Source organism: Citreicoccus inhibens (assembly GCF_019039035.1).
GTDB lineage: Bacteria > Myxococcota > Myxococcia > Myxococcales > Myxococcaceae > Citreicoccus > Citreicoccus inhibens.
Window position 1 is genome coordinate 1 of the sequence record NZ_JAHNZT010000002.1, and the last position, 24,958, is coordinate 24,958.

General features: G+C 69.8%; 20 protein-coding genes. 11 read left to right on the forward strand and 9 right to left on the reverse strand.

Annotation, left to right across the window (positions count from 1 at the left end; translation table 11 throughout):
* From KRR26_RS02580 to ald, 4 genes are all read right to left on the reverse strand, one after another.
* On the reverse strand, nt 1–891 hold an 891-nt coding region (locus tag KRR26_RS02580; protein WP_217079045.1), incomplete at its 3' end, for a response regulator.
* 202 nt (nt 892–1,093) lie between these two features.
* The gene (locus tag KRR26_RS02585; protein ID WP_233576729.1) at nt 1,094–1,963 is read right to left on the reverse strand and encodes an anti-sigma factor family protein; all 870 of its coding nucleotides are present in this window, start codon (nt 1,961–1,963) and stop codon (nt 1,094–1,096) included.
* Nucleotides 1,963–2,604 carry a sigma-70 family RNA polymerase sigma factor gene (locus KRR26_RS02590; RefSeq protein ID WP_120203716.1) on the reverse strand — a complete coding sequence of 214 codons (642 nt, stop codon included), beginning with the start codon at nt 2,602–2,604 and terminating at the stop codon, nt 1,963–1,965. Before KRR26_RS02590 ends, KRR26_RS02585 begins: the two co-directional genes overlap by 1 nt.
* 235 nt (nt 2,605–2,839) lie before the next feature.
* The gene (gene ald / locus KRR26_RS02595) at nt 2,840–3,967 is read right to left on the reverse strand and encodes an alanine dehydrogenase (RefSeq protein ID WP_120203718.1); all 1,128 of its coding nucleotides are present in this window, start codon (nt 3,965–3,967) and stop codon (nt 2,840–2,842) included.
* 205 nt (nt 3,968–4,172) lie between these two features.
* Between ald and KRR26_RS02600 the strand changes: the two genes are divergently transcribed.
* Together KRR26_RS02600 and KRR26_RS02605 are read left to right on the forward strand one after the other, a co-directional pair.
* Nucleotides 4,173–5,498, forward strand: coding sequence for a radical SAM protein (locus tag KRR26_RS02600; RefSeq protein ID WP_217079046.1), 1,326 nt, complete (start codon nt 4,173–4,175; stop codon nt 5,496–5,498).
* 10 nt (nt 5,499–5,508) lie between these two features.
* Nucleotides 5,509–6,180, forward strand: coding sequence for a tetratricopeptide repeat protein (locus tag KRR26_RS02605; protein ID WP_147422897.1), 672 nt, complete (start codon nt 5,509–5,511; stop codon nt 6,178–6,180).
* Nucleotides 6,181–6,211: 31 nt separating this feature from the next.
* Here KRR26_RS02605 and KRR26_RS02610 read toward each other — a convergent pair whose 3' ends face one another.
* The gene (locus KRR26_RS02610) at nt 6,212–7,060 is read right to left on the reverse strand and encodes a response regulator (protein ID WP_217079047.1); all 849 of its coding nucleotides are present in this window, start codon (nt 7,058–7,060) and stop codon (nt 6,212–6,214) included.
* Nucleotides 7,061–7,230: 170 nt separating this feature from the next.
* On the opposite strand from KRR26_RS02610, the gene KRR26_RS02615 reads away from it, so the two are divergent.
* From KRR26_RS02615 to KRR26_RS02640, 6 genes are all read left to right on the forward strand, one after another.
* Nucleotides 7,231–7,713, forward strand: a complete 483-nt coding sequence (locus KRR26_RS02615) for a chemotaxis protein CheW (RefSeq protein WP_120203724.1) — start codon at nt 7,231–7,233, stop codon at nt 7,711–7,713.
* Nucleotides 7,710–8,093: a Frizzy aggregation protein FrzB gene (locus KRR26_RS02620; RefSeq protein ID WP_120203726.1), complete on the forward strand. Its 384-nt coding sequence runs from the start codon at nt 7,710–7,712 to the stop codon at nt 8,091–8,093. Before KRR26_RS02615 ends, KRR26_RS02620 begins: the two co-directional genes overlap by 4 nt.
* Before the next feature lie 5 nt (nt 8,094–8,098).
* Nucleotides 8,099–9,352, forward strand: coding sequence for a methyl-accepting chemotaxis protein (locus KRR26_RS02625; protein WP_120203727.1), 1,254 nt, complete (start codon nt 8,099–8,101; stop codon nt 9,350–9,352).
* Nucleotides 9,353–9,414: 62 nt separating this feature from the next.
* Complete coding sequence (locus KRR26_RS02630; protein ID WP_120203729.1) at nt 9,415–11,706, forward strand: hybrid sensor histidine kinase/response regulator; 2,292 nt, start codon at nt 9,415–9,417, stop codon at nt 11,704–11,706.
* 37 nt (nt 11,707–11,743) lie between these two features.
* Nucleotides 11,744–12,748 carry a chemotaxis protein CheB gene (locus KRR26_RS02635; protein WP_120203731.1) on the forward strand — a complete coding sequence of 335 codons (1,005 nt, stop codon included), beginning with the start codon at nt 11,744–11,746 and terminating at the stop codon, nt 12,746–12,748.
* Nucleotides 12,742–14,484 (forward strand): CheR family methyltransferase, encoded by a 1,743-nt coding sequence (locus KRR26_RS02640; protein WP_217079048.1) that lies wholly within the window; start codon nt 12,742–12,744, stop codon nt 14,482–14,484. Before KRR26_RS02635 ends, KRR26_RS02640 begins: the two co-directional genes overlap by 7 nt.
* A gap of 4 nt (nt 14,485–14,488) precedes the next feature.
* Here the strand turns inward: KRR26_RS02640 and KRR26_RS02645 are convergent, their stop codons facing one another.
* Both KRR26_RS02645 and KRR26_RS02650 read right to left on the reverse strand, forming a co-directional pair.
* The gene (locus tag KRR26_RS02645; RefSeq protein WP_120203734.1) at nt 14,489–14,809 is read right to left on the reverse strand and encodes a polyhydroxyalkanoic acid system family protein; all 321 of its coding nucleotides are present in this window, start codon (nt 14,807–14,809) and stop codon (nt 14,489–14,491) included.
* Between the two features lie 106 nt (nt 14,810–14,915).
* Nucleotides 14,916–16,376, reverse strand: a complete 1,461-nt coding sequence (locus tag KRR26_RS02650) for a deoxyribodipyrimidine photo-lyase (protein WP_120203737.1) — start codon at nt 16,374–16,376, stop codon at nt 14,916–14,918.
* A gap of 225 nt (nt 16,377–16,601) precedes the next feature.
* Between KRR26_RS02650 and KRR26_RS02655 the strand changes: the two genes are divergently transcribed.
* From KRR26_RS02655 to KRR26_RS02665, 3 genes are all read left to right on the forward strand, one after another.
* Entirely contained in the window at nt 16,602–17,855 is a 1,254-nt protein-coding gene (locus tag KRR26_RS02655) for a hypothetical protein (RefSeq protein WP_217079049.1), read from the forward strand.
* 69 nt (nt 17,856–17,924) lie between these two features.
* On the forward strand, nt 17,925–19,085 hold the full coding sequence (locus KRR26_RS02660; protein WP_217079050.1) for a DUF1015 domain-containing protein: 1,161 nt from the start codon (nt 17,925–17,927) through the stop codon (nt 19,083–19,085).
* Nucleotides 19,086–19,221: 136 nt separating this feature from the next.
* On the forward strand, nt 19,222–20,310 hold the full coding sequence (locus KRR26_RS02665; protein ID WP_120203741.1) for an NAD(P)H-dependent flavin oxidoreductase: 1,089 nt from the start codon (nt 19,222–19,224) through the stop codon (nt 20,308–20,310).
* A gap of 220 nt (nt 20,311–20,530) precedes the next feature.
* Here KRR26_RS02665 and KRR26_RS02670 read toward each other — a convergent pair whose 3' ends face one another.
* Entirely contained in the window at nt 20,531–23,707 is a 3,177-nt protein-coding gene (locus KRR26_RS02670) for a fused MFS/spermidine synthase (RefSeq protein ID WP_217079051.1), read from the reverse strand.
* 138 nt (nt 23,708–23,845) lie between these two features.
* Nucleotides 23,846–24,958 (reverse strand): hypothetical protein, encoded by a 1,113-nt coding sequence (locus KRR26_RS02675; RefSeq protein ID WP_120203745.1) that lies wholly within the window; start codon nt 24,956–24,958, stop codon nt 23,846–23,848.

Sequence of the window (24,958 nt, forward strand, 5' to 3'; positions counted from 1 at the left end):
GGCGGGCGCGAGCGGCGTCACGGTGGCGGCGCGAGTCGGAGGCGCGGCGGGCACAGGCGTGCGCGCATGCGCCGTGGGCGCGGGAGTGGGCGCGCGGGCCGGCTCCGGCGCGGCGCGAACGGGCAGGGGAGGAGGCGCGGCGGGCGGCGGGGCCAGATCCGTCGGCATGAAGCCGATGACGGTCTTCTCGGAGTCCGCGTCGTCGTCCAGGTCACCCAGCGAGTCCAGGGCGGAGTCGTCGTCCGTCCCGAGCGTGTCCAGCGCGGACAGCTCCTCGTCGCCCGACTCGGTCTCCGGCGGCGCGACCACCGGCTCTTCCTCGGCGGTGCCGGTGACGGGCTCGGAGATGTCTCCGAACGCCTCGTCGAGCATGTCCAGCTCCTCGCCGGCCACGGTGGGCTCCTCGCCCGCCTCGACGGCGATCTCCTCGCCGAAGTCCGCCGTCAGCGGCTCGTCGCCCTCGCCGAGCGCGTCCAGCGTGAGGCTCTCATCCACCACCTCGTCGGCGGAGGCGGGCGGCTCCGGGAAGCCGATCAACCCGCCCGCGCGCTCCACGAGGACCTGGGTGTCCACGGGCTTGGCCACGTACTCATCGGCGCGGGCCTTCAGCTTGCTGTGCGCCGCGAAGCCATCCGGGTTGCCGATGATGACGATGGGGACATTCTTGAGCTCGTCGTCCTTCTTCAGCTTGCCGCAGATGAGGTAGCCGTTCTGGCCCGCGGACAGATCCACCGCCAGGACCACCAGCTCCGGCCGCTCTCGCCGGATCAGCTCCACGCTGCCCTTGCCGTCCGTCGTCTCCGTCACCGAGAAGCCCCGGCCCTCCAGGGCCTGGCGCAAGGAGGCAGAGAGCGTGGCGTCGCTTTCGACAATCAGGATTCGCTTGGACATGGAGGGACGGCCCGTCCTGGAGTTCGGCGCGCGGAGCACGCCATGAGCGGGCAGCGGCGCGCGAGAAGAAAGACGCCTTCGAGGCTATCGGCCACGCATGGGACCGTCAATCTTCGCACCGGCTGAAATGCCCGGTATTCAGGTCAGCGGGCAAGCAGCCCCGACAGGGGGGCGCGAGCACGCGCCACGCCCCGATTCCGGACTACGGCAGTGATACAGGTTGATACGTGGCCTCGGAGGAGATCGCCGCCGGACGCGCCGTCGGCCCCGAGGACTTCTGCTCCTGGTCGCGCAGGAGCCGGCGGATGTCCGCCTCGTTCATGTCGGTGACGAGCTCGTAGGTGATCTCGTTCTCGCGCAGGGTGACGACGTTGTAGCCCGCGCTCGAGTCCAGTCCGACCATCTCCACCGTGGGCGGCTCCTCGACCTTCACCTTGCGCCCGTCCGCCGGGTAGACGAACACGCCCACGCGCCGCTGAGGTTCGGTGGTGCGATCCGGCAGCGTCTCGTAGCTCACGTAGACGACTTCCTGTCCGTTGAGCGTCGAGAAGCGCGCGCCCACCGGGCGCATCCGGGGCAGGTGGGGCAGGGTGACGCGGTGGTCGACCTTGTCGTTGAACCAGCCTTCGATCATCTCCGGCGTGCCCGCGACGAACTCCAGCGGGCGGTTGCGCGTGTGGCGCTGCACGGCCTCTTCCACCGAGGCCCGCTGGCGCAGGCCGGATTGGAACGCCACCCACCCGCCGCCCGTCGTCACCATCACCAAGGCCACCGCGCCCACGCGCAGCCATTGCCCCACCTGCGCGCGGCGCTGCTCACGCTGCAGCCCGAGCTGAATGCCCGAGCGCAGCGAGGCGGGTGCCTGCATCCGAGGCACGGAGTGCCGCGCCGCGCGGCGGAGCATCTGCCGCATTCCCCGCTCCTCGTCCACGCGCCGTTGGCACGGCGCGCAGTGGGAGAGGTGCGCTTCGAAGTCGAGCCGCTCCTCGGGCTGAAACTCGCCGTCGAGGTACGGGTATAGAAGTCGATCCAGTTCCTGGCAGGTCATGGGCGCCCGAGGCCAACCGCTCACTACCCAGTCTTCTTCCGACGACGATATTCTTCCATGTCCGCTGGAATGGAAGAGGGCAGACCTTCTTGCCGGAAGACACCCTGGCCCTCGGCGTACTCGCGCAGCGTCTTCTGGAGCAGCTTCCGCCCGCGGAACAGCCGGCTCATCACCGTGCCCACCGGGCACTCGAGGATCTCGGCGATCTCCTTGTAGGAGAACTCCTGCAGGTCCGCGAGGATGACCACCAGCCGGAAGTCGATGGGCAGCGAGTCGATGGCCCGCAGCACGTCGTCCGACAGCAGCCGATCAAAGAAATACTGCTCGGGGTTCGCGGCGAAGTCCGTCGCGTCCCGGCTCACGAAGCGCTCGTGAACGGCCTCGCGCTCCACGCCTTCCACCACCGTGCGCTCCTTCACCTTGCGCCGGTAGCGGTTGATGAAGGTGTTGGTGAGGATCTTGAAGAGCCAGGCCTTGATGTTGGTGCCCCGCTCGAACTTGTCGAAGAAGCGGTAGGCCCGCATGCAGGTGTCCTGCACGAGGTCCTCCGCGTCCCGCTCATTCTTCGTCAGACGGAGCGCGGCCGAGTAGAGCGGGTCCAGATGGGCCAGCGCCAGCTCCTCGAACTCTTGCTTCGTCCGGTTGGGTTGCCTGAAGTCCAACATGCTCCCGCCTTCCAAGAGCCCGAAACCATTGGGGAATGAGTCGTTGTCTACCCGTCAATGTATGCACGGGAACAGAAGGGTCAACAACGCCATCCCCGCCACGTCGCCCGCACGCCCGCTTCCGAAATCGGGATACGTCTGACGGCGGACTCTATTCCCAGAAGATGCAAAGGGGAGGAGGAAGTCGCGGGGACTTCCACCTCCCCTCGTTCACTCACTCGGTGAGCGGGCGGGCTTACTTCCGGCCGGCGAACGCGTCCGCGATGGTCACGTACTCGTAGCCGAGGTCCTTGGCGACCGCCTCGTAGGTGACGTGGCCGTTGTAGGTGTTCATGGCGCGGGCCAGGGCGGGGTCTGCCTTGACGGCCGCCACCAGGCCCATGTCCGCGATCTTCCGGGCGTAGGGGCGCGTGGTGTTGGTCAGGGCGAACGTGGACGTCTGGGGCACGGCGCCCGGCATGTTGGCCACGCAGTAGTGGACGACGTCGCTCACCATGAAGGTGGGGTTGTCGTGCGTGGTGGGCTTGCAGGTCTCGATGCAGCCGCCCTGGTCCACGGCCACGTCGACGACGACGGAGCCCGGCTCCATCTCCGCGATGAGCTCCTTGGAAACGAGCTTGGGGGCCTTGCCACCGGGGATGAGCACGCCGCCGATGACGAGGTCGGCCTCGCGCACGGAGCGCGCGACGGACTCGGAGTCCGAGGCCAGCGTCTGCGCGCGGCCGAGGAACACGTCGTCCAGGTAGGTGAGGCGCTCCAGGTTGACGTCGAGGATGGTGACCTCGGCGCCCATGCCCACCGCGACCTTGGCGGCGCACAGGCCGACCACGCCGCCGCCGATGACGGCCACGCGGCCGCGGCGCACGCCCGGCACGCCGCCCAGCAGGATGCCCTTGCCACCGTGGGCCTTCTCCAGGCACGCGGCGCCCACCTGGATGGCCATCTTGCCGGCCACCTCGGACATGGGCTTGAGCAGCGGGAGGCTGCCGTCATCGAGCTGCAGCGTCTCGTAGGCCACCGCGGCGGCCTTCTTCTTGACGAGCGTCTTGGTGAGCTCGGGATCCACGCCGGCCAGGTGGAAGTACGTGTAGATGATCTGGCCCGGCTGGATGCGCTCGTACTCGGGCGCGATGGGCTCCTTCACCTTCACGATCATCTCCGCGCTCTTCCAGACCTCGTCCGCGGTGTTGATGATCTTCGCACCCACGCGCTGGTACTCGGAATCGGGGATGCCCGAGCCCGCTCCCGCGTTCGTCTCGACCAGCACCGTGTGGCCCGCGCTGGTGAGCGCGCGCACGCCCGCTGGCACCATGCCCACGCGGTACTCACGGGTTTTGATCTCCTTGGGAACTCCGACGATCACGACCTGCCTCCGGTGAAGAGGGGAAAGAAAGTGCGCGGACCCATAGACCAGCGCCCCCTGGGTTTCAAGGAGTGCACAGCCCTCGGGCGCAATGCTTCATCACGTGTCGTATTCGTGGCGCATATGACGCGAGGCGTTGGACGCGCTGCGCCTGACCTGGATTCCTTCATCGAAGGGAAACGGGCGCGATGGTAGTTAGCGGGACATGACGCGCGAACCCAAGCTCCTCTTCGCGGACCCCAAGGGCCGAGTGATGGAGCACCCCTATCTCGTGGCCACGCTGCGCAGCGGCGAAGAGCTCGTTCCTCCGCAGGACAAGCCCATTCCGCTGCCGTCCGATGGTCGGCTCGTCCATCTGCCCGGTCGGCTGCCGGTCGGGCTCCATCCGGAGACGGGCGAGTTGGAGCTGGTGCGCGAGATGAAAGTAGGCGGGAAGACCTTCGTGCCGTCCGCCGTGGGCGCGCTTCTGCCACCGGGGTACACGCGCACGTTCTTGCCCGGCGAGGTGAAGGGTGACGGGCCTGTGTTGCCGCAATGGGCATACACGGCGGCGGCGTGGGGCGAGGACGGGCCGGTGGCGTGGGCCATCCACACGGATCGCCGCTCGCATTGGGATCCTGAGCGCTACTCCACGCCGGACATGAAGGCGCTGGTGACCGAGCACCTGGAGCGCTTCCCGGGCAATCGCGTGCTCAAGCAGCTCAAGACGTGCGCGCTGCTGTACCGGTGCTTCACGTCGCAGAACATCTTCTATGCGCGCGACGAGGGCGCCATCCCCGCGTCGGTGATGTGCAACGCGCGCTGCGTGGGCTGCATCTCGGATCAGCCCGCGGAGGGTCCGCCTGCGTCGCATGAGCGCATGGATGATGGGCCCACGGCGGAGGAGATGGGCCAGATTGGCCTGTACCACCTGGAGCGCGCTCCGGGCCGGACCATGGTGAGCTTCGGGCAGGGCTGCGAGGGTGAGCCGCTGACGCGCTGGAAGTTCATCGCCGAGGCCATCCGCTACATGCGCGAGCGCACCGACAAGGGCTCCATCAACATCAACACCAACGCGAGCCTCACCCACGGCCTGGAGGCGCTGCTGGACGCGGGCCTCGATGCCGTGCGCGTGTCACTCAACTCGGCGTCGAAGGAACTCTACGCGGCCTACTACAAGCCGGTGAAGTATGGCTGGGAAGACGTGGAGGCCTCCATCGCGCTCGCTCGCCAGCGAGGGGCATATCTGGCGCTGAACCTGCTGCTCTTCCCCGGCGTCACGGATCGCGAGGGCGAGGTCAAGGCGCTGGAGCGGTTGGTGAAGAAGTACAAGGTGGATCAGGTCCAGACGCGCTCGCTGTGCATCGATCCGCTCCAGTATCTGGAGGTCGCGCGGGACAAGGGCGCGGGCGGTGAGCCGGTGGGCGTCCGCGAACTGCTCACGCGCCTGAAGGCGGCGCGACCAGGGCTCGTCATCGGCAACTTCGCGCGGGGCCTCGACGAGCGCGACAACGCGGCGGGGCGATTGCCCTCGCGTCGAGCCGCGCGTTAGAAGCTGAGGCGTGACTGCCTCCTCCATGATGCGTGGCCGAGGGCTGTGGGCCCTCGGCTTGACCTCGGGACTCCTCGCGGCGGGCTGCGACAAGACCCCCGAGGAGCCCGCCTTCGACTACGGCGTGAAGGCGCCCATGGTGCGCCGCCTGCGCGAGGAACTGGCCCAGGCGCCGTGCGACAAGGCCAAGGCCCTCGCCTATGCGCAGCTCATCTTCACGCTGAAGAACCTGGCGCAGACAAGCCGCGTGTCGGATGCGTTCATCGCCCAGTGCGGTGAGCACGTGGCGCTGCGCCAGCTCTCGTACACGGCGCACTCCCAGTTGGAGGAGCACGAACTGGCCCTGCGCGATGCGACGGCGCTGGTGAATGCCCAGCCGAAGAACGCGAACTACCGCGTGTGGCGCGGCATGTCCCACTCGGCGCGAGGCGAGAATGGCCCCGCCGCGGAGGACTTCCAGGAAGCGTTCCTGCTTCAGCCCGCGGCCGCACAGGTCCGCAAGCAGCTCGTGATGGCCTACCTGAAGCTGGAAAAGCCTTGCGTGACGCTGTCCGCCTTCCGTCGCGCCGTGGCCGCGCGCCCCGAGGCAGCGCAGTCCGCGGAGGTGCAGGACGGAATCAAGGGGTTGGGGGACGAGCTGTCGTGTCCCCCGGAGGCCGTCGCGGCTCCGGCGAAGCCCTGAGGCCACCCAGGAGGCGGCGAGCCTGTTCCGGCTACTCGCCGCCCGCGGGCATCAGCTCCTTGGCGACCAGGTTGCTCATCACCGCGTCCTTGGGGATGTAGCCGTCAGCGCCGGCCTCGCGGCAGATGCGCTGCAGCTCCTCGACGTTCTCGCCGGAGCACAGCAGCACCTTGATGCCCTTGAAGAGGCTGTTGCTCTTGATGAAGCGGCAGAACTGCTCGCCGTTCACGTTGGGCATGCGCACGTCCAGCAGGACCAGGTCCGGGCGCGTCTGCTTCTTCAGGATGATCTTCGTGGCCTTGTCGGCGGTGTCCGCGACGTGGACCTCGAAGCCCTTGGTCACCAAGTCGGCTTCGATGATCCGCGCGGTCATCTCGCTGTCATCCACGATGAGGATGCGCGGCTTGCGCGCCCCACCCGCCACCGTCTTGGGCGCGGCCGGAGCGGCCGCCGGGGTGGGGGAGGGGGCCGCGGGGGAGGCGATCGACGCTGGCACCGCCGCCGGAACGCCCAGCGCGGGCGCGCCGATGAGCTGCATCACCCCGCCGAGCACGGCCTCCAGGCCTCCGCTCTTGAGGATGTAGCCGTCCGCGCCGGAGGCCTTCGTCTTGGCGGCCAGCTCGGCCTCGGGGATGTCCGAGTAGAGGACGAGGGTCGCGGTGACCTTCTTGTGCCGGCGCAGGTACTCGACGACGTCGTCGCCGAACATCTCCGGCATGTTGACGTCCATGATGATGAGCGAGAACGGGCCCTCGGCGAGCTTCTGGTCGAGCGTGGCCAGGTCCTGGGCGCCTACCGCTTGATAGCCTGCGGCGGTCAGGGCCCGGACGGTGAGTTCCACCAGCATCGGGCTGTCATCAATGACCAGTACGCGCGACATCGTCCTCCTCAATGGAATGCCGCCACAACCCTACACCTTTGACGGAGCGCGAACCATCGAAACGGCGACCAGGCGGGCAGACGTGGATGCGCCCTTGACCGGTTTTCGTCGCATCCGGATACTTTGCTGCCTTGATCTCGACTCCCACCCCCCTCCAGCGTGCACTCCGGATGGCTCCGGAACGGGCCGTGGCCACCCAGGCCCGCCCGGAGCAGGAGTTCTTCTGCTTCCGCGTGGGTGACCTGCGGCTCGGTGTCCCCAGCGAGAACGTGCTGGAGGTGCTGCGCGCCGGATTGCTCACCCCTCTGCCGCGCACCCCGTCCTTCGTCATGGGCGTCACCGGGCACCGGGGCGTGGTGCTGCCCGTGGTGGACCTGCTGCGTTTCCTCAGCAAGGGCGAGGCTCGCATCGGGCCGCGCACGCGCCTCTTCGTCGGCGTCAGCGGCAGCTTCGTGGCCGGCGTGGTGGCCGACACCGTGCTGGGCCTGCGGCGCATTCCCGTGTCGGACATTCTCCCGCCTCCGCTCGGGGGCGATGCCGCCGCCGAGCACCTGTTGGGCGTGGTGCAGGCCTCGGGCACCCAGGAGGCCATCAACCTCCTGAACTTCACCAAGCTCCTGCAGACCGCCAGGCAGCGGGCGGTGGCGCGATGAACGACGTGCTGGCGCCAGAGCCGGGGACCGACGAGGTGGACATCCTCTTCTTCCTCATCGGCGATGCGCTCTACGGCACGGATGCGTCGCAGGTGCTGCGCATCGATCGTTCCCTGCCCGAGGATATCACCTTGCCCGACCTGGGGCTGCCGCACCGGGGCCTGCGCGCCCTCGTGTTCGATACGCCCGAGGGAGAGGGCCACCTGAAGGTGGACGCCGTGAACGGGGTCCGCTCGATTCCTGTCGCCGCCTTGCGGCGAATGCCCGCCGCGGTCGCGGCGGCTCCCTATGCCGTGGGCGTGTGCCTGGATGAGCAGGCGCCTCGCCCCGTGCTCCTCATCGATTTGGTCGAAACCGCGAAGACTCAAGGAAGGCACTGAGCGCAATGTCACTGGAGACCCCGAACGAGAAGCCCGCGGGTAAGCCCCGCGCTGGCAAGAAGCCCGCGGCCAGCAAGGCCGGCACTGCCGCCGCCCCCGCCGCCTCTCCATACAAGCCCGTGACGGACGCGCTGCTGTCGGTGCTCGCCGGCAACCTCCAGACGCGCGTTCCTCGTGAAATCCTGTCCGGCGAGGCCGCCGAGCTGGGCCACCTGCTCAACCAGGTGCTCGAGCAGTTCGCGGCCGCCGAGCACCGCAAGCAGGTGGCGGCGCAGGAGATTGATCAGGCGCTCGACTCGCTCATCGCGCTGGTGCGCGAGGGCGACCTCTCCCGGTGGAACACCACCACCGAGGACCCCCAGCTGGGGCCCTTGCTCGAGGGCTTCGGCAAGGTCATCGAGACGTTGCGCACCTTCGTCCGCGAGATCAACGAGGCGGCGCTGCGGCTCTCGTCCTCCGCCAACCAGGTGCTGGCGGCGTCCACGCAGCACGAGACGTCCTCCACGGAGCAGGCCGCGGCCATCCATGAGACGACCGCGACCATGGAGGAGCTGAAGCACGCCTCCGCGCAGATCGCGGAGAACGCGGGCAGCGTGGCGCGCGTGGCCGAAGAGACGCTCGGCGCGGCGCGCGCGGGGCGCGGCGCCATTGGCGAGTTCATCCAGGCCATGCAGCAGATCCGCAGTGACGGCGTGGCGGTGGCGGACTCCATCGCCAAGCTGTCCAAGCGCGTGGAGCGCATCGGCACGGTGGTGGAGGTCATCGACGAGATCGCTGACCGCTCGGACCTCCTGGCGCTGAACGCCGCGCTGGAGGGCAGCCGCGCGGGTGAGGCGGGCAAGGGCTTCTCCATCGTCGCGGCGGAGATGCGCCGCCTGGCGGAGAACGTCCTGGACTCGACCAAGGAGATCAAGAACCTCATCACCGAGATCCGCGAGGCGACGGCCGCCGCGGCCGGCGCGGCGGATGCGTCCAAGTCCGCCACCGAGTCCGGTGAGAAGCTGGGCGCGGTCGCGGCCCAGGCGGTCGAGGGCATCCTCTCCGGCGTGCAGGAGACGAGCGACGCGGCCCGCGTCATCAACCTGGCCACACAGCAGCAGCGCACGGCCACCGAGCAGGTGGTGGCCTCCATGGCCGAGATCGAGGACGTGACGCGCCAGACGACGCAGGCGTCGAAGCAGGCCACTGGGGCCGCCGCCGAGCTCACGCAGCTCGCGGGACGACTCGCCGAGCTCATCAAGCGCTTCAAGGCCGACTAGTACTTCCCGAGGGGAGATGAGGGCTGCGGGGCTCGCTGAGCGGGCCCCAACGCCCACCGGCCATGGACACCGAGGCCCTCAAGAAATCACTCCTGAAGAAGTTCCAGGAGGTCACCACCGACCGTCTCCAGAAGATTCAGCTGGGGGTGATCGACCTGGAGAAGGAAACCGCGGATCAGGCCGCGGAGGACGTCGCGCGCGAGCTGCACACGATGAAGGGCGAGGCCCGCATGTTGGGGCTCGCCGCCATCGGGCAGCTGGCGCACGCCGCCGAGGACGTCTTGCGCGCCGAGCGCGAGGGCAAGACGGCCACGGAGATCGCCACCGACGTCATGCTGCGCGCGTGCGACGTCGTGTCGGATCTTCTGGAGGATCTCGACGCTGGCAGCACCGGCAACACGGCCAGCGAGGAGATGGTTCGTGCCCTCTCCGAGGTGTCGGGCATGTCTCCGCCCGCCATCGGTGGGGCGAAGCCGAAGCCTGCCGCGCCGCCGCCCGTCGCGCCGCCGCCCGCCAGGGTGGTCGCGCCCGTGCAGGTGCCGGCGCCCGTGGCCGCGCCTCCGCCCGCGGCCACGACGGCCTTGGCCCCTCGCCCCGCGGAGTCCGTCGCGCCTCGCGCCGAGGAGGACGCGCCGAGCGCGGCGAAGGCGTCCATCGCGGACCGCTCCATCCGGGTCAACGTGGAGGTGCTGGACTCGCTGGGGCTCCTCGCCGGAGACCTGCTCGTGGAGAGCGCGCGCGGACGACTGCGCAGCTCGGAGACGGCGGGGTTGTTCGAGCGCTTCAGCCGGTTGGGCGATCGCTTCCTGCGATTGGCTGACCGGGTGGAGATCCCGAACGATGTGCGGACCGAGTTGGAGCGCGTGGAGGCCGACCTCCACATGCTGCGCGACGACGCGTTCCGCTTCGTGCGGCGCAACGGCGACGGCATCAACACGCTGCACGGCAACCTGGCCCAGCTGGCGGACCACGTCGCCGAGGCGCGGCTCGTGCCGCTCTCCACCGTCTTCGATGCGTTCCCTCGCGCCGTGCGCGACATCGCGAAGACGCAGAACAAGGAGGTCGACCTCGTCATCGAGAACGCGGACATCGGCGTGGATCGCTCCATGCTCGCCGACGTGCGCGATGCGCTGGTCCACCTGCTGCGCAACGCGGTGGACCACGGCTTGGAGTCGCCGGACTTCCGTCAGCAGCTCGGCAAGCCCGCCACCGGGCGCGTGCGCATCCGCGTGCGCGTGGATGGCGACATGCTCCACATCGAGGTGGAGGACGACGGGCGCGGCATCGACCCGGAGCGCCTGAAGCAGGTGGCGGTGGGCAAGAAGCTCATCTCCGCCGTGCAGGCCGCCGCCATGTCCGAGCGCGAGGCCGTGGAGCTGATCTTCCGTCCCGGCTTCTCCACGCGAGAGCAGGTCAGCGAGCTGTCCGGCCGCGGCGTGGGCATGGACGTGGTGAAGCGCAAGGTGGAGACGCTCGGTGGTTCCGTGGCGGTCTCCAGCCGTCAGGGGCGCGGCACGTCCGTCACCCTGCGCCTGCCTCAGTCGCTGGCGTTGATGAAGGTGCTGCTCGTGCGCCTGGGCGACGACGTCTACGGCATGCCCGCCGCGGACGTGGAAGCCGTGATGCGCGTGAAGCCCGAGGATCGTCTGGAGGTCTTCGGCACGCTCGCCGTGCGCCACCGTGGCAAGCCCACGGCGCTCGTCGCGCTGGGGCCGCTGCTGGGCCTCAACGGTGGCAACCGGTTCGATCGTCCCCCGGCGGTGGTGGTCCGCCACGGCGAGGACCACGCGGCCCTGGTGGTGGATGGCTTCGTGGACGAGCGCGAGGTGGCGGTGAAGCCCTGTGGAGGCGAGTTCCTCAAGGGCGCGCCGTTCATCGCGGGCACGGCGGCGCTGGAGGACGGGCGCATCGCCGTGCTGCTGCACGTGCCGGACATCATGACGGAGGTGCGCCGCATGGCGCGGCCCGTCACCCAGGCTCCCACGACGCGGCGGCTGCGCGTGCTGTTGGTGGATGACTCGCCCATCGCTCGCGCCACCGAGGGCGCGCTCGTGAAGGCGCTGGGCCACTTCGTGGAGGAGGCGCAGGACGGCGAAGAGGCCTACGCGAAGGTCCAGACCAACTCGTACGACCTCATCCTCACCGACGTCCAGATGCCCAAGCTGGATGGCTTCTCGTTGACACGGCGCTTGAAGTCCACGCCGTCCGTGGCCCGCATTCCGGTCATCATCCTCTCGTCGCTCGCCTCACCCGAGGACAAGCGTCGGGGACTGGACGCGGGCGCGGATGCGTACCTGGTCAAGGGCGAGCTGGGCGTGGAGAGCCTCGCGCAGTCCATCGACAGACTGACTTGAGGAGCGACGTTTGGCGGGCGGCACGGCGGCAACAGGGTTGGCGTATCGAGTGCTCATGGTCGGCAGGGGAGTGCGCCCGTTGGCGCGAGGCCTCTTCGACAGCGAGTCACTCGTCCAGGTAGGCCCCCCGGAGAGCGACTTCGGGGCGGCCGCGGCCGCCGTGCAGCGCCACTTCCCGGACGTGGTGGTGGTGGACCTGAGCGGGCGCGAGGCGCTGGGCGCCATCGAGCGCATCATGGCCGAGCGCCCCGTGCCCATCCTCGCGCTGCATCCCGGCGTGTTGACGGGGCAGGACGCGTTCCAGGCGTTGGCCTTGGGCGCCCTCGACGTGGTGGAGCGCCCGGTCCAGCCCGCGGTGGAGTTCTGGGGTTCGGTGGCGCGCAAGCTCGTCCTGCTGGCGCAGGTGAAGGTGCCGCGCGCGCTGCATGGGTTGTCCGTGCGTCGCGCCGCGGGCGTGGTGGAGGGGCCCTCCGCGCCGTTCCCGGTGGTGGCGCTCGCCGCGTCGCTGGGAGGGCCCAAGGCCGTGGCGCAGGTGCTGCGGATGATTCCGCGCGGCTTCCCCGCGCCCATCGCCTACTGCCAGCACATCAGTGAGGGATTCACGGAGGGGCTGGCGCACTGGCTGGCCTCGGAGACGGCACTGCGGGTCCGGGAGGCCACGCACGAGGCGATGATGGAGCCGGGGACGGTCTACATCGCGCCTTCGGGTGGGCACCTGCTGGTGCGTCCAGATGGGCGGCTGGAGCTGGACGCGGGGCCGCCGCTGCGGGGCTTCCGTCCGTCGTGCGACATGTTGCTCACGTCCGCGGCCGAGGCGTTCGGGCCTCGGTGTATTGGCGTCATCATGACCGGCATGGGGCGCGACGGCGCTCGGGGCCTCAAGGAGATTCGCGAGCGCGGCGGGCGTACCATTGCCCAAGACGAGTCCACCTGTGTCGTGTATGGCATGCCCCGAGAGGCTGTGCAGCTCGGGGCGGCGGAGGAGATTCTTCCGGTCGACCGAATTGGACCGACGCTGGTGCAGTGGGTGGATGCGTGCTGACCTTCAGCAACAAGGTGCTCCAGCAACTGGCCGCGCTCCTCTTGGAGCGGGCCGGACTGAAGATCACCTTGGATGGCTTCCACAGCCTCCGCCTGGCGATGTCCACGCGCATGCCCGTGGTGGGGCTGGAGGATCCGGACAAGTACCTCCGGCTGCTCACCGGGACGCACGGCGAAGAGGAGCTGCGCGCGCTGTTGCCACTGGTCACGGTGGGGCACACCGAGTTCTTCCGAGATGCCAAGCAGTTCCGCGCGCTGGAGAAGAGCGTGCTGCCGGATCTGCTGGCGCGGGCGCGCCGCGAGATGCGCCGGGTGTCCGTCTGGTCCGCGGGCTGCGCCACGGGGGAGGAGCCCTACAGCGTGGCGATGGTGCTGGCGGAGCTGGGCGCGCTGGCGGTGGAGGTGGACCTGTGGGCCACCGACCTGAACCTCGCGGCGGTCGAGGCCGCGCGCCAGGGGCGCTTCTCGCAGCGCCGCGCCATCAGCATCAGCGCCGAGCGCCTTCAGCGCTTCTTCCGTCCGGTGGAGGACGGCGTCGAGGCCCTGGCCACGCTGCGTGAGTACATCCGCTTCGACGGTCAGAACCTGGCCGTGCCGGTGTTCGACAAGGTGGCGCCCGGCTCGTTGGATCTCATCCTCTGCCGCAACGTCATCATCTACTTCGATCTGCCCACCATCCGCGCGCTGATGGATCGCTTCCTCAGCGCGCTGCGACCGGGTGGGCTGCTCTTCCTGGGGTACTCGGAGAGCTTGTTCAAGGTCTACGACCGCTTCGACATGATCGAAGTCGAGGGCTCGTTCGTCTATCGGCGCCCGCTGCAGGATCGTCCGCGGCCTCCGCCCCTGACGACCGCCGCGTACGGTCGCCCGGATGAGCCGGGTGGGCGCCGGGCCCCGAGCCCCGAGTCCTTCGCGGCCGAGCTGCGTGAGCGGCTCCAGGCCAACGCGGCGGCCGCGGCGAAGATTCGCGCCGATGTCCGCAGTGCTCGCGCCAGCTGGGATCGCCCGCGCGCCACGTCGGAGACTCCCGCCGTGACGGGATCTCCGAAGTCCGTCTCGGGGCTGCCCGCGGTGGGCGTGGACACGTCTCGGCCGCGTTCAGCGGGCGCGGATCCGGTCCCTGTGCGCGTCAGCGGTGAGTTCCCGGCCATTGGCGCCGCGAAGCCCGAGGGGGCTCAACGCCCGACGAGCGAGATGCCGGCCTGGCCCAGCCTGATGCCTCCGGCGGAGCGGCTCTCCGTCGCGGTGCGGAAGATGGCGCAGGGAGACTTCACGGCGGCCATCGCGGGCGTGCAGCGCCTCCTGGTGGATGAGCCCAGCGACCTGGATGCGCTGCTGACCCTGGGCAACCTGTTCTCGCTCACCGGGCGCATCCCCGAGGCGCGCGAGGCCTTCGGACAGGCGCTCCAGCGCGAGCCGCTCTGCGTGGAGGCGCGCGTGTTCGGCGGGGTGGCGGCGATGCAGGCGGGGAATCTCGCGGAGGCGCGCTCGGAGCTGAGCAAGGCGCTCTTCCTGGAGCCCACGCTGGCGATTGGCCACTACCTGCTCGCGCAGGTGCAGGAGCGCACGAAGGACTTCGAGGGCTCGCGGCGCAGCTACCGCAACGCCATTGCCCAACTGAAGTATCCGCAGCGCCCGTTGGCCGGACACTACCCGGAGATGCCCGACTCGGCGGAGGCCATCTCCCGCGCGGCCCGCTATGCGCTGGCCGCGCTGGAGGAACAGCCGCCGAACTGACGCGTCAGGCCAGCGTGCGCTTCACCTGATCCAACGACTGCTTCGGATCCAGCACGGAGGCGAACTTCTCCTGCAGGTACGACTTGGCCTTGCTGCGCAGCAGCATGCCCGGGTCCGTGCCCTCGCCCTGCACGGCGTTGTCGGTGATGACGAAGCTGGCGTCCAACTGGATGCCCATCACCTTGCCGGCCAGCTTGGCGCCCTCGCCCTGCCAGTCCGCCTTCACGCCGTACTTGTTGCCCCAGTACTGGAGGAGCTGCTCGACGCGCTTGCGAACCTCGTCCTTCGGGAGGGTGTGGGGGACCTCGAACTTCATCGTGCCCATGGCATGGCTCCTGATTCCGGATGGCTTGCCCCGCGCCTGAGTCAACCACCGCGCGGGAAGGGATCCGCCGTCTCGCTGGTGGAGGGGCGGAAGTCAACAGCCCAGCTCAGTCCGCTGCCATCCTGCGGACGCGCTTGATTTTCACGGGCGCGTCCTCCGGGCGCGCCCATCGCGCCAGATAGGGGCCCAGGTCGTACTTGTCCGCCGTGCGCAGCGAGCTCATCGGCCGCACCTTGCCCAGCACCTTGCGCTCCTGGAAGGGCCGATCATGGAGCCCGAGCACCCACATGAAGTTGGCCACGCTCGAAGGGTCCCTCCCGTCCACCGCGTACTTGTCGTTCAACCAGGCGATGCGCTCCAGCGCCTGCTGTGGGGTGGGGCTCCACTCCAGGATTTTCTTCCCCCAGAGCATGCGCAGGTAGTTGTGGATGCGTCCTCGCTCGCGCAGCTCCCGCTGGGCGGCGTTCCAGAGCCCGTCCGCGGTGCGCGCGGCAGCCAGGTCCTCTCGGGTGTAGAGGTGCTCGCGGCGATCCTGCTGGTGCGCGGAGAGCGTGTCACGCGCCCAGGCGGGCAGGGACTCCACCGAGAGCTGCCGTGGCACGGGCGTGTGGAGGCAGTAGTTGAAGCCCAGCTCGCGACGCACGAGGAGTTCCTCGAGGAAGCTGCGCACGGCGGGATGATCCGTGCCGCGCGCGCGGATGGCGGCCCGCGCGGCCTCGCCCGCGAACAGGTTGCCCCAGTGGAAGAAGGGCGACAGGTTGGACTGGTGGGAGTGGCCCGGATCATTGCGTTGCGTGTCGTAGCCCTCCAGCTTGGACTGGAGGAATGTGCGCAGCGCATCGAGCCCCGCCTTGCGTCCGCCGCGTTCGGCGAGGGGCTTCACGTCGTGATCGATGTCGAACGAGCCGAGGGCTTCTCGCGCCGCGCGCGCATCGGCGGGCTCGAACTCGGGATGCAGGCGATGTCCAGAGACCTTGGGCTTGCGCGCGGGGAGGATGCGGCCCAGGTACTCGGGCCAGAGCTTCTGGAGCTTGGGGCGCAAGGTGTACGCGCCGGCCTGGAGCGTGGCCACGCGCTGCATGGGCACCACACAGGAGGCATCCACCGCGACCAGCGGCACCTGCACCGCCCGCGCGGCGCCATGCAGGTGCCCGGGGATGATGAAGGTGGGGAAGAGATCCGACACGATGATGGCCGCGCGACGCCCCAGCTCCGCCAGCCTCGCCACGTGTTCATCGGCCGTGCGCGGCAGCTCCATCCAGCAGGGCACGCCGCGTGACGCGCAGCCGGCCGCGACATCGCTCATCCCCTCCAAGGCCCAGGCGTGCAGCCGCTCCGAGGCGTGCGGGTAGTCCGGTCTCAACGCGAGATAGACGACCACGGGCAAGCCCAGGTGGTTGCCCAGCGCGAGCGCGGCGTCGAGCGCGTGGTTCTCCTCCGCGCGGTGGTTCACCATGCACCAGTACAGGACGAACTCTCGGCGGCCGGAGGGCAGCTCCGCTTCCTTGACGACGTGGATGCGCGCGGAGTCCACGCCGAGTTCGGACCATGAAAAGCCAGAGGGCATCGCGGCGGAAGATGCTGGCGTGCGAACCGCGTTGCGGAAGAAGTCGCGCCAAGTTGAACGACGTGGCAGGTCCGTTGGCTCGTGGACAGGCGTCTCGGGCGCGCGGGCGTGACGCCGCTTGTCGGGACCTGACGAGACGAGTCCTTCGGGACATGCACAGAAAACCAGCGGACATTGCAGGGTTGTGGTCTTCTCGGCGGCGGTCGGACCCAAGGAGTCCATCGCGTGTCACTTCTGAGAACCTGGAGCCTCCCCGCCGCCGTCCTCATGGTGGCGTTGACCCTGCCGGGGCTCGCCCGTGGACAGTCGCCGTACCCGCCCGTGTCGCCCGCGCCACCGCCGGCCCCACCGGTGTACGCGGCCCCCTCGTCGACCGCCCAGTCGCCCGAGCCGGACCTGCGCGCCGAGCCTCTCCCGGGCGATTCCGCCGCGCCGCAGCCCCAGGTCGGCGCGCCCGACCCGGCGACGGAGCCTCGCTCCGGTTTCGCGCAACCCTCGGAGCCCGCGCCGGCGACGACTCCGGATGCACCCACCCGCGCGGCCGAGCCGGACTCGGGTCGCGCGCGGTCCGGTTCGCTGACGCAGCCAGACACGCGCACGTCGTCGGCGCTCAGCGCGGCCGATATGGCTCCGTCCGAGGACTCGGGGATGATGCTGGATGGCCGTCCGCGTCAGGGCCCCTTCCTCTCCGGCCCGGGCAGCATGACGTTTGTCTTGCACCACACGACGATGGGGGCGCTGGGCGGGTTCTTCACGCAGGCGTTCGCGAAGGACTTCAACTTCGACCGCAGCTCGCGCGAGGCGATGCTGGCCGGCACGTTGATTGGCGCGGGTCTGGGCTTCGGTGCCTCGGCGTGGTGGCAGTTCAACCACTGGGTGGACAAGCCGATGGCGGACTTCGGCATCGCCAACTCGTTCGTGGGCGCCATGTTCGCCGCGGGCTTCATGGACCTGGTGACGCAGGACGCGGGAGTCCTGACGTGGTCGTCGTTCATCGGCGCCGAGTTGGGCGCGTGGCTCACCGCGGGCCTCGGCGGTGGACAGATGCCGCTGGATGACGGCCTGCTCGTGGCGTCCGGCGCGGGGTGGGGGCTGGCGTACAGCGCGCTGCTGTTGGCCATCATCAACTTCTCCGGCACTCGGGTGTCCGGCAAGACGTGGAAGGACACCTTGCTGATTGCCCCGGGCATCGGCGCGGGCGCGCTGGCGTTGGCGACCATGCGTTACAATCCGACCCCCTCGCAGATATTGAGGGCGGACATGTTCGGAGCGGGCGTGGGCGCCGCGGTGCTGCTCATCTCCGGATTGGTGCTGGGTGGGTTCGATCAGTCCACGCCGTATGTGCTGTCGTTCCTCGGCTCCGCGGGGGCCATCACCACGGTGAGCCTGTTGTGGGAGGAGAGCGTGGACCACTCGTCGCTTGGGCGCAGCGGGCACTCCTCCAGCAAGGATCGGCGCTACACCAGCGTCTGGTGGTAGACGGGCCACGAGGCGGCCGGGCGAGCGCCGTGGCGCGAGCGGCGGGGCGGTATCACTCTTCCCGCTGACATGGCTCGCGTCCTGCCCTTCACGGCCCTCGTCGCCCCGCTGGAGCACTCCCTCGAATCTGGAGGCGGAGTGCCCCGGGACAACGCGGCGCCAGTCCCCACGCAGGTCAAGCCGCTGGTGGACGCCCCCAACCCCACGAGCGAGCTGAAGCGCCTGCGCGATTCCGGCGCGGTGCTGCGCGATGCGCGCCCCTCGCTCTACGTGGTGGAGCTGCATGGGCTGGCCGGCAAGTTGGGGGGGCCGCCCGTGCGCTACCTGCTGGGGGGCTTGAAGCCCGACGCGGCCATGCCGCTGGAGCACGAGCCATATCGCCCGCGCGCCTGGGAGGTCGAGCCGGCGCTCACGCTCGTGGCGGATGACCATGGCGTGCTGCGGGACCTGCTCGCGGAGGCCGCCGAGCGCGGCATCATCGTCTGGCAGGGGCAGTACGACGGCGCGCCGGTGACGCTGCGGCGCATCGAGCCCTCGCCGGTGTCCAAGCGTTTGCAGGACGTGTTGGACGGAGCGCCGCTGCGGCCACTGGCCGCGCTCAACGAGCAAGGCCTCTCGTTGGCGGCCGTGGTGTCGCTGTCCGAACCCGGGCTGGAGCTGCGCCCCGTGCATCGCGCGTTGAGGGGACTGGCCACGTTCGATGAGGACACGTTCCTCAAGTTGGTGTCCGCGTACGCGCGTGTGACGGAGCTGGAGGAGTCGTTGACCACGCCCCGTGGGCTGTCCTCCGCGCGCGAGCGGTTGGCCACGCTCGTCCGAGGTCAGCACGCGGTGGTGCTGGTGTTGCCGGGAGGGCGCGGGCACATCCTGCGATTCAGACAGGGGCTGGATCTGGCGCACTTGAAGGGCGCGCCACGCAGCCCCACGCTGCGCAGTCTGGACCTGGCGCTCTTGAACGCGCTGGTGCTGCGCACGGTGCTCGGGATTCGCGACCCGGAGGCCGCGGGGCATCCACAGGTGTTCCCGGTGCAGGGGCTGGAGTCGCTCGTGCAAGGGGTGGAGTCAGGTACGTTCCAGGCAGGCTTCGCGCTCAATCCTCCACCGCTGTGGGAGGTGCGCGCGGTGATGGAGGCGCAGGCGACGTTGCCTCCGCGAACCCTCTCCGTGGAGCCGCGCGTCCCCGCGGGCCTGCTCTTCCTGGAGCCAGGGCCGTCTCCCTACGGGGGATGAGCCCGGCTTCTCGCGTGGAATCGTCGAGTTGACGCACGACGTGCGCGTCCACGGCGCGGCGCGGAGGGGCTGGCTACAGTCGCACGTGCTCGGACTGTCGCCGCGGCACGGCGCGTCCGGACCGTGGAGGTGGAACGTGACGGATGCACGCGGATGGCATCGGCTCGCGGTACGGCTCGGCGTGGAGCAGTCGCTCATTCTTGCGCCCATGTCGGGAGGCCCGGGCACTCCCGAACTGGCGGCTGCGGTCTCGAACGCGGGGGGCCTGGGCTCGCTCGCCGTGGCGTATCAGTCGCCTGAGGAGATCCTCCAGCAGGCTCGCGCCCTGCGCGCGCTGACGCCCCGGTCGTTCGCCATCAACTTGTTCGCGCCCGTGGCCGCGCCGCCGCCGCCCTCGAACGCAGGGCCCATGGTGGAGCGCATGGCGCGGTACCACGCGCAGCTCGGGCTGCCTCCACCGGTGGCTCCGACGGCCTCGCCGCTGCCGGACTTCGAGGCTCAAGCAGAAGCCGTGCTTGCGTGCGCGCCCACGGTGTTCAGCTTCACGTTCGGCATCCCGCCAGCGCGTGTGTTGGAAGCCTTTCGCGCGCGCGGTGTCTTGCTGGCGGGCACCGCGACGAACGTGGAGGAGGGCCGCTTGCTGGAGGCTGCCGGCGTGGATTTCATCGTGGCCCAGGGGGCCGAGGCCGGCGGTCATCGCGGCACGTTCTCTGGGCCCTTCGAGGGTGGGCTGATCGGCACGATGGCGCTCGTTCCTCAGCTCGTCGATGCGGTCCGACTGCCGATCATCGCGAGCGGGGGCATCATGGATGGGCGCGGGATCGCCGCGGCGCGGTGGCTCGGCGCGAGCGGCGTGCAGTTGGGCACCGCGTTCATGCTGTGCCCCGAGGCGGGGACGAACGCCGCGCATCGTGAGGCGCTCCGCTCGGCCGCCGCGGGCGCCACGCGCATCACCCGAGCGTTCTCCGGTCGCCCGGCCCGAGGCATCGTCAACGACTTCTTCACCGCGCTCGAGGGCAGCGAGGACGTGCTGCCCTTTCCCTATCAGCATGGGCTCACGACTCCGCTCCGTCGTGCGGCCGCTCGCATGGGCGATGCGCGCTTCCTGGCTCTGTGGGCGGGGCAGGGCGTCACGCTCGCACGTGAAGGCCCCGCTGCCGAACGCGTGCGCTCGTTGCTGGACGAGACCGCTGCGCTGCTGCGGGGCACCCCGGCATCAGTCTGAGTGAATGCGCACCGGCACCACGCGCGCCCGGAGTGCCCCCCGTCTGCGGAGACACGACCGCGGCAAGGTCATGGACCCTGTGCGTGGGCTTGCTTGTTCTGCCGCGTCGCTCTGACCTCCAGCGGGGCCGCCGTCGAACGGTGGCCGTCGCGTGCTCACGAACCGGGTGCACCCGCTGGCGACACCCGCACCGCGGATCCGCGCGCGCTGAGTCTTTGACCTAGCGCACCGGGGTGCCCGCCACGTCGGAGCGTGTCGGCGGGGTAGGGCGCGAGAACTCGCCGCCGAGGAAGGGCATGGGCGCCTGGGCCACGAACTCCTCCAGCTCCTGCTCCGCGCGCGCGGCGAGCGGGTGGCCCGCTGCGGTGTAACACTGCCGCCGGCCCTCCAAGGTCTCCGCGTCCCAGGGCACATGGGGTTCCATCGCGGAGAGCGCGTCCACGCAGAGCCCCGACCAATCCACCACGCGGGCCAGCGCGAGGCGCGCGTCCTCGCGCTCCTGGGACAAGGAAGCCGCCGCGAAGGGCTTGCCGAGCGCGGTGTAGAGGCGTCGGCCGAGACCTGGGTCCTGCATGGCAATGCTCGGGACTGCGTCGAGCAGCAGCGAGGTCAGCTCGCGCGGAGGCCAGGGCGTGGCGTGAAGCTCGGTGAATGCGCGCTCCAGCAACGCGGTGGCGTCCTTGGCCCGATGCTGGCGGATCCGCAGCAGCCCTTCGAGGAGGTCCGCTTCGACGGGGAGCGCGGCGCGAAGCGTGGAGATGATGGGCATGGCCTGCTCGTCGCCGGAGGCTGCCAGCACTTGCGCCACGGCGACCTGTTCGCGCGGGCCATGGGGAGACCAGCCCCCCTGAATCCACAGCAGTCGGGCCCGCGTGAAGTCCCGGGCCTCCACGGCGCGAACGAAGGCCTCTCGGAGCCGCAGCGCGGAGACCTCAGCAGATGCGCCGCCCGGCGCGGGCACATCGTTCCACAGGCGGAGCTGCTCCACGCGGCTCCAGTCCACCTCGCCCGCCGCGAGGAGGGGGCGATCCGTGCCGAGCCGTCGCGAGGCCTCCCAGAGCGATCCCGCCGAGAATCCCGTCTCCCGGCCCAGGCTCCTCGCGAGCGCGAACTCCATGGACGACAGGTCGTCCGTGTTGGTGCGCGAGGCGTTGTCCTCCGCAACATGGCGGGTGAACTCCGGCGCGGCGATGAAGTGCGCGAGCACGCCCTCGGCTTCGTCCGTGCGCCAGATGGAGCGCGTGGCCGTGAGGTAGGGCTCCTCGGAGAGCCGCGCGCGCAGTCGAGCCACGTCATGCGTCACCGGCTTCCGTGTGGCCACGAGGAGCAGGTCGCCATGATGGAGCTGCCAGGTCTCCACGGACTCGAACTCGGAGCTGAGCGTGGCGTAGACGCTCTGCACGGTGAGCGCGTCCACTTCGTAGGCCTGGAGCCACTGGAGGAAGTAGCCACCCTCCGCGAGCCGCTCCTTCACCACCTGGTAGAAGTCCCGAGTGAAGAGGCTGGAGATGCCAGCGCGGTACGGATTGGAGGGTTCGGAGAAGATGATGTCGTAGCGCTGACGCGAGGTCAGCAGCACCTCGCGCGCGTCGGCGATGGAGACGTGCACCTTCGGGTCGTCCATCACCGCGTGGTTGACGTCGTGGCACTGGCGGGCCACGTCGAGGATGGCGGGCTCGATCTCCACCGCGTCCACGCGCTCGATGCTGGGCACGGCGCCGAGCCAGCCCGCCGTGCTCCCCGTGCCCAAGCCAATGACGAGCGCCGCCCGTGGATCCGGATGCAGCATCGCCCCGAGCAATCCACTCATCACCTGGGTGGGGGCGTCGCCAATGCTGTTGCCGTCCGCCTTGCCATTGATGATGAAGCTCAGGCCGTTGGAGCCATCCAGCGCGACGCTGCTCTCCACGCCCTCTCGCTCCCAGACCGTGCCGCGCGCGTTGTAGCGGAGCCACGCTTGGATCTCATTGAGGTGTGGCTCATGCAATCCCGAACGGCCCGCGCCCACGCCGCCATGTCGCCACGCGGCGGTGGGGCCTTGCGCGCACAGGAGCAGCACCGTGAGGGCGCCCGTGGCCAGGGGCACCAGGAGGGCACCGCGCGCGCGGTCCGTCCGGAACGCGAGCAGCGAAGACCCCAGTCCCAGCGCGGTGAGCAGGCCCGCCACGAGCTGCCACGTCACGGGCGCGGTGAGCAGCGGCAGGACGCCGAACCCGCCCCCCAGTGAGCCGACGATGGCGCCCGCGGTGTTCCACGCGTAGACGCGCCCCACCTGCTGACCGACCTCGTGCCCCCCGCGCCCCATCAGCGCGAGCAGGAGCGGGAACTGCACGCCCGCCACGAAGGCCGCGGGCAGCACCACCACCGCCGTGACGAGCGCCCATCCCAGCACCATGCCGCCAAAGCCCATGCCGCCCAGCGGCCGCAGCAGGGCGGCGAGGACTGCGAGCCGGTCGCCCAGCGCGAAGGGAAGGGCGATGAACGCGGCCTCGGCCGCGCAGGTCAGCGCGAAGCCCGCCAGCGTGGCGCTCCGATGGCGGAAGCCCCAGGCGTAGGCCGCGCCGCCCAGCCCCATGCCCAGCAGCGCGAGCGCCAGGATGAGGCCGAACGTGAAGGTCGTGCCGCCGAGCAGCGGCCCCAACATGCGGTACCAGACCAGCTCCATCAGCAGGAACGTGAAGCCCGTCAGCGCCGCGGCCACCAGGACGAAGCCGCGCGAGGGCAGTGGAGCCATGGGCGCCGTCGAGGCCTGCGCTGGCGTCGTCGCCTCCACGGGCCCGAGCGAGCGACTCACGGAGCGCGCGATGATCGCGACGAGCGCGTTGAGCAAGCACGCGATCCAGAGCGTGGTCCGATTGCCGAAGATCTCCAGCAGCGCGAACGTCGCCAGCGCCGCGCCCGTCACCGCGCCCAGCGTGTTGACGCCGTACAGGATGGCGAGATGCCGACGATGAGGATCCGCGTCCGAGCCGACCGCGCGCGCGGCGGCGGGCAAGGTGCCACCCATCAACACGGTGGGCGCGGCGAGGACCATCGCGGACAGAAGCAACCGCACGACCGTGCCCAGTCCCATGCCGAGGTTCGGCGTGCCCCCCATGCCGACATACGCGGCGCGGGCGAACATGACGAGGAACGGGCTGACCGCCGCGGTCGCGGCGATGAGCAGTTCCAGGTTCGCGTAGAAGTTCAGCGGGCGCTCATGGCGATCCGCGCGCGCCCCCAGCAGGGCCCCACCCAGGCCGAGCCCCCCCATGAAGATGGCGAGCACCGCGGCCGAGGCCGCCGTGGAGGCGCCGAAGATGAGCCGGAACTCGCGCAGCCACACCGTCTGGTAGACGAGCGAACACAAGCCTGACCCAAACAGGAGCGGCGCAATCCGTCCCACGCGTGCCGCCATCAACGACTCTCCTTGCGCAAGCGAGCCATCGAAGCGGGCACGCAGAGGCGAGTCCGAGTGTGTCAGACTGGACTCAGCCCGACGAGGAGAATGCGAGGGGCCAGCGGCTGGCCCGTTCAGTTTCCAGGCGGACGAGCGCTACTGGCCCGCATCCGTGGTGTCCGGTGGCTGACGGCACCAGGCGAGCCGCTCGCGAATCACGTCAATCGGCACCGCCATCTCCAGCTTGAACGAGTTTCCGTCCGGCTCCACGCGGGCGAAGTCCATGAGCTGGGCGAGCGTCTTGTCGTCCTGTGCCTGGGCCTTGAGCCGCGCCACGGACAGGGCCGCGCCCAGGGACTTACCCAGGTCCGTTACCTTCTCGGCGTCCGGGCCTCGAATCTCCGCCACCAGCGCCACATCCGAGCGCGTGTCCATGTGCAGCTCCACGTTCTGCGCGACGTCGCGCAGGCGCTGTGCCAGCTCGGGCTGATCCGCGGCGAGGATCTTCGCCATCTGCTCCACGCCCAGCACGCCGTACATCTCGCCGTACGTGCTGTTCTCCGAGATGGCGGGAGGCTCGTCCGAGCCGCGCCCCTCCATCCGGTCGATGACGGTCTTCACCGAGTCCGACGAGCGGCCCACCACCATCATCTGGTCGTTCCAGGTTCCCACGGATGAGCCCATCTGCCCACGCATCGTTCCGCCGTCCGCCAGGGGTACGCTCATCGCGCCCGGCTCGTACACCCGCGCGCCCTGGCCGTAGTCCGCCGAGGTTCGCTCACCCAGCAGCTCCTTGAAGCGCGCCTTGGCGAAGTTGCCAGAGAGGATGAGGCCTTCATCGGTGATGACGATGCGATCCAAATCCTGGAGTGGATCCAAGCCGCTCACCCGACGGAACTCGTCCAAGGGCTTGCCGCCATCGCGCATCAGGCAGTCCATCAACAGCTCGCCCAGCGGCGAGTTACGTACGGCGTTCGCCTCGATGACCACGGCGGTGTGGCCCTCGCCTCGCGGCAGCGCGGCGAGCACCGGGTCTCTTGGCCGAGGCGGCCCCTCCGCCCGAGTTCCCGCGTCCACCGGCATGATGAACGTGCGCCGCTGGTCCGCGCGCAGCCGGTCCTGCGACCGCATCCGCCGCGGGAACTCCACGCTCGGCTCTTGCGCGATCGCCGCGTCGTCGCCCTGGCCCGTGAACATGAGGAGCGCGGCCAGGATGAACAGCAGCGCCGCGAGGCCCACCCAGATCCACCGCCGTCGATGGTTCTCCAT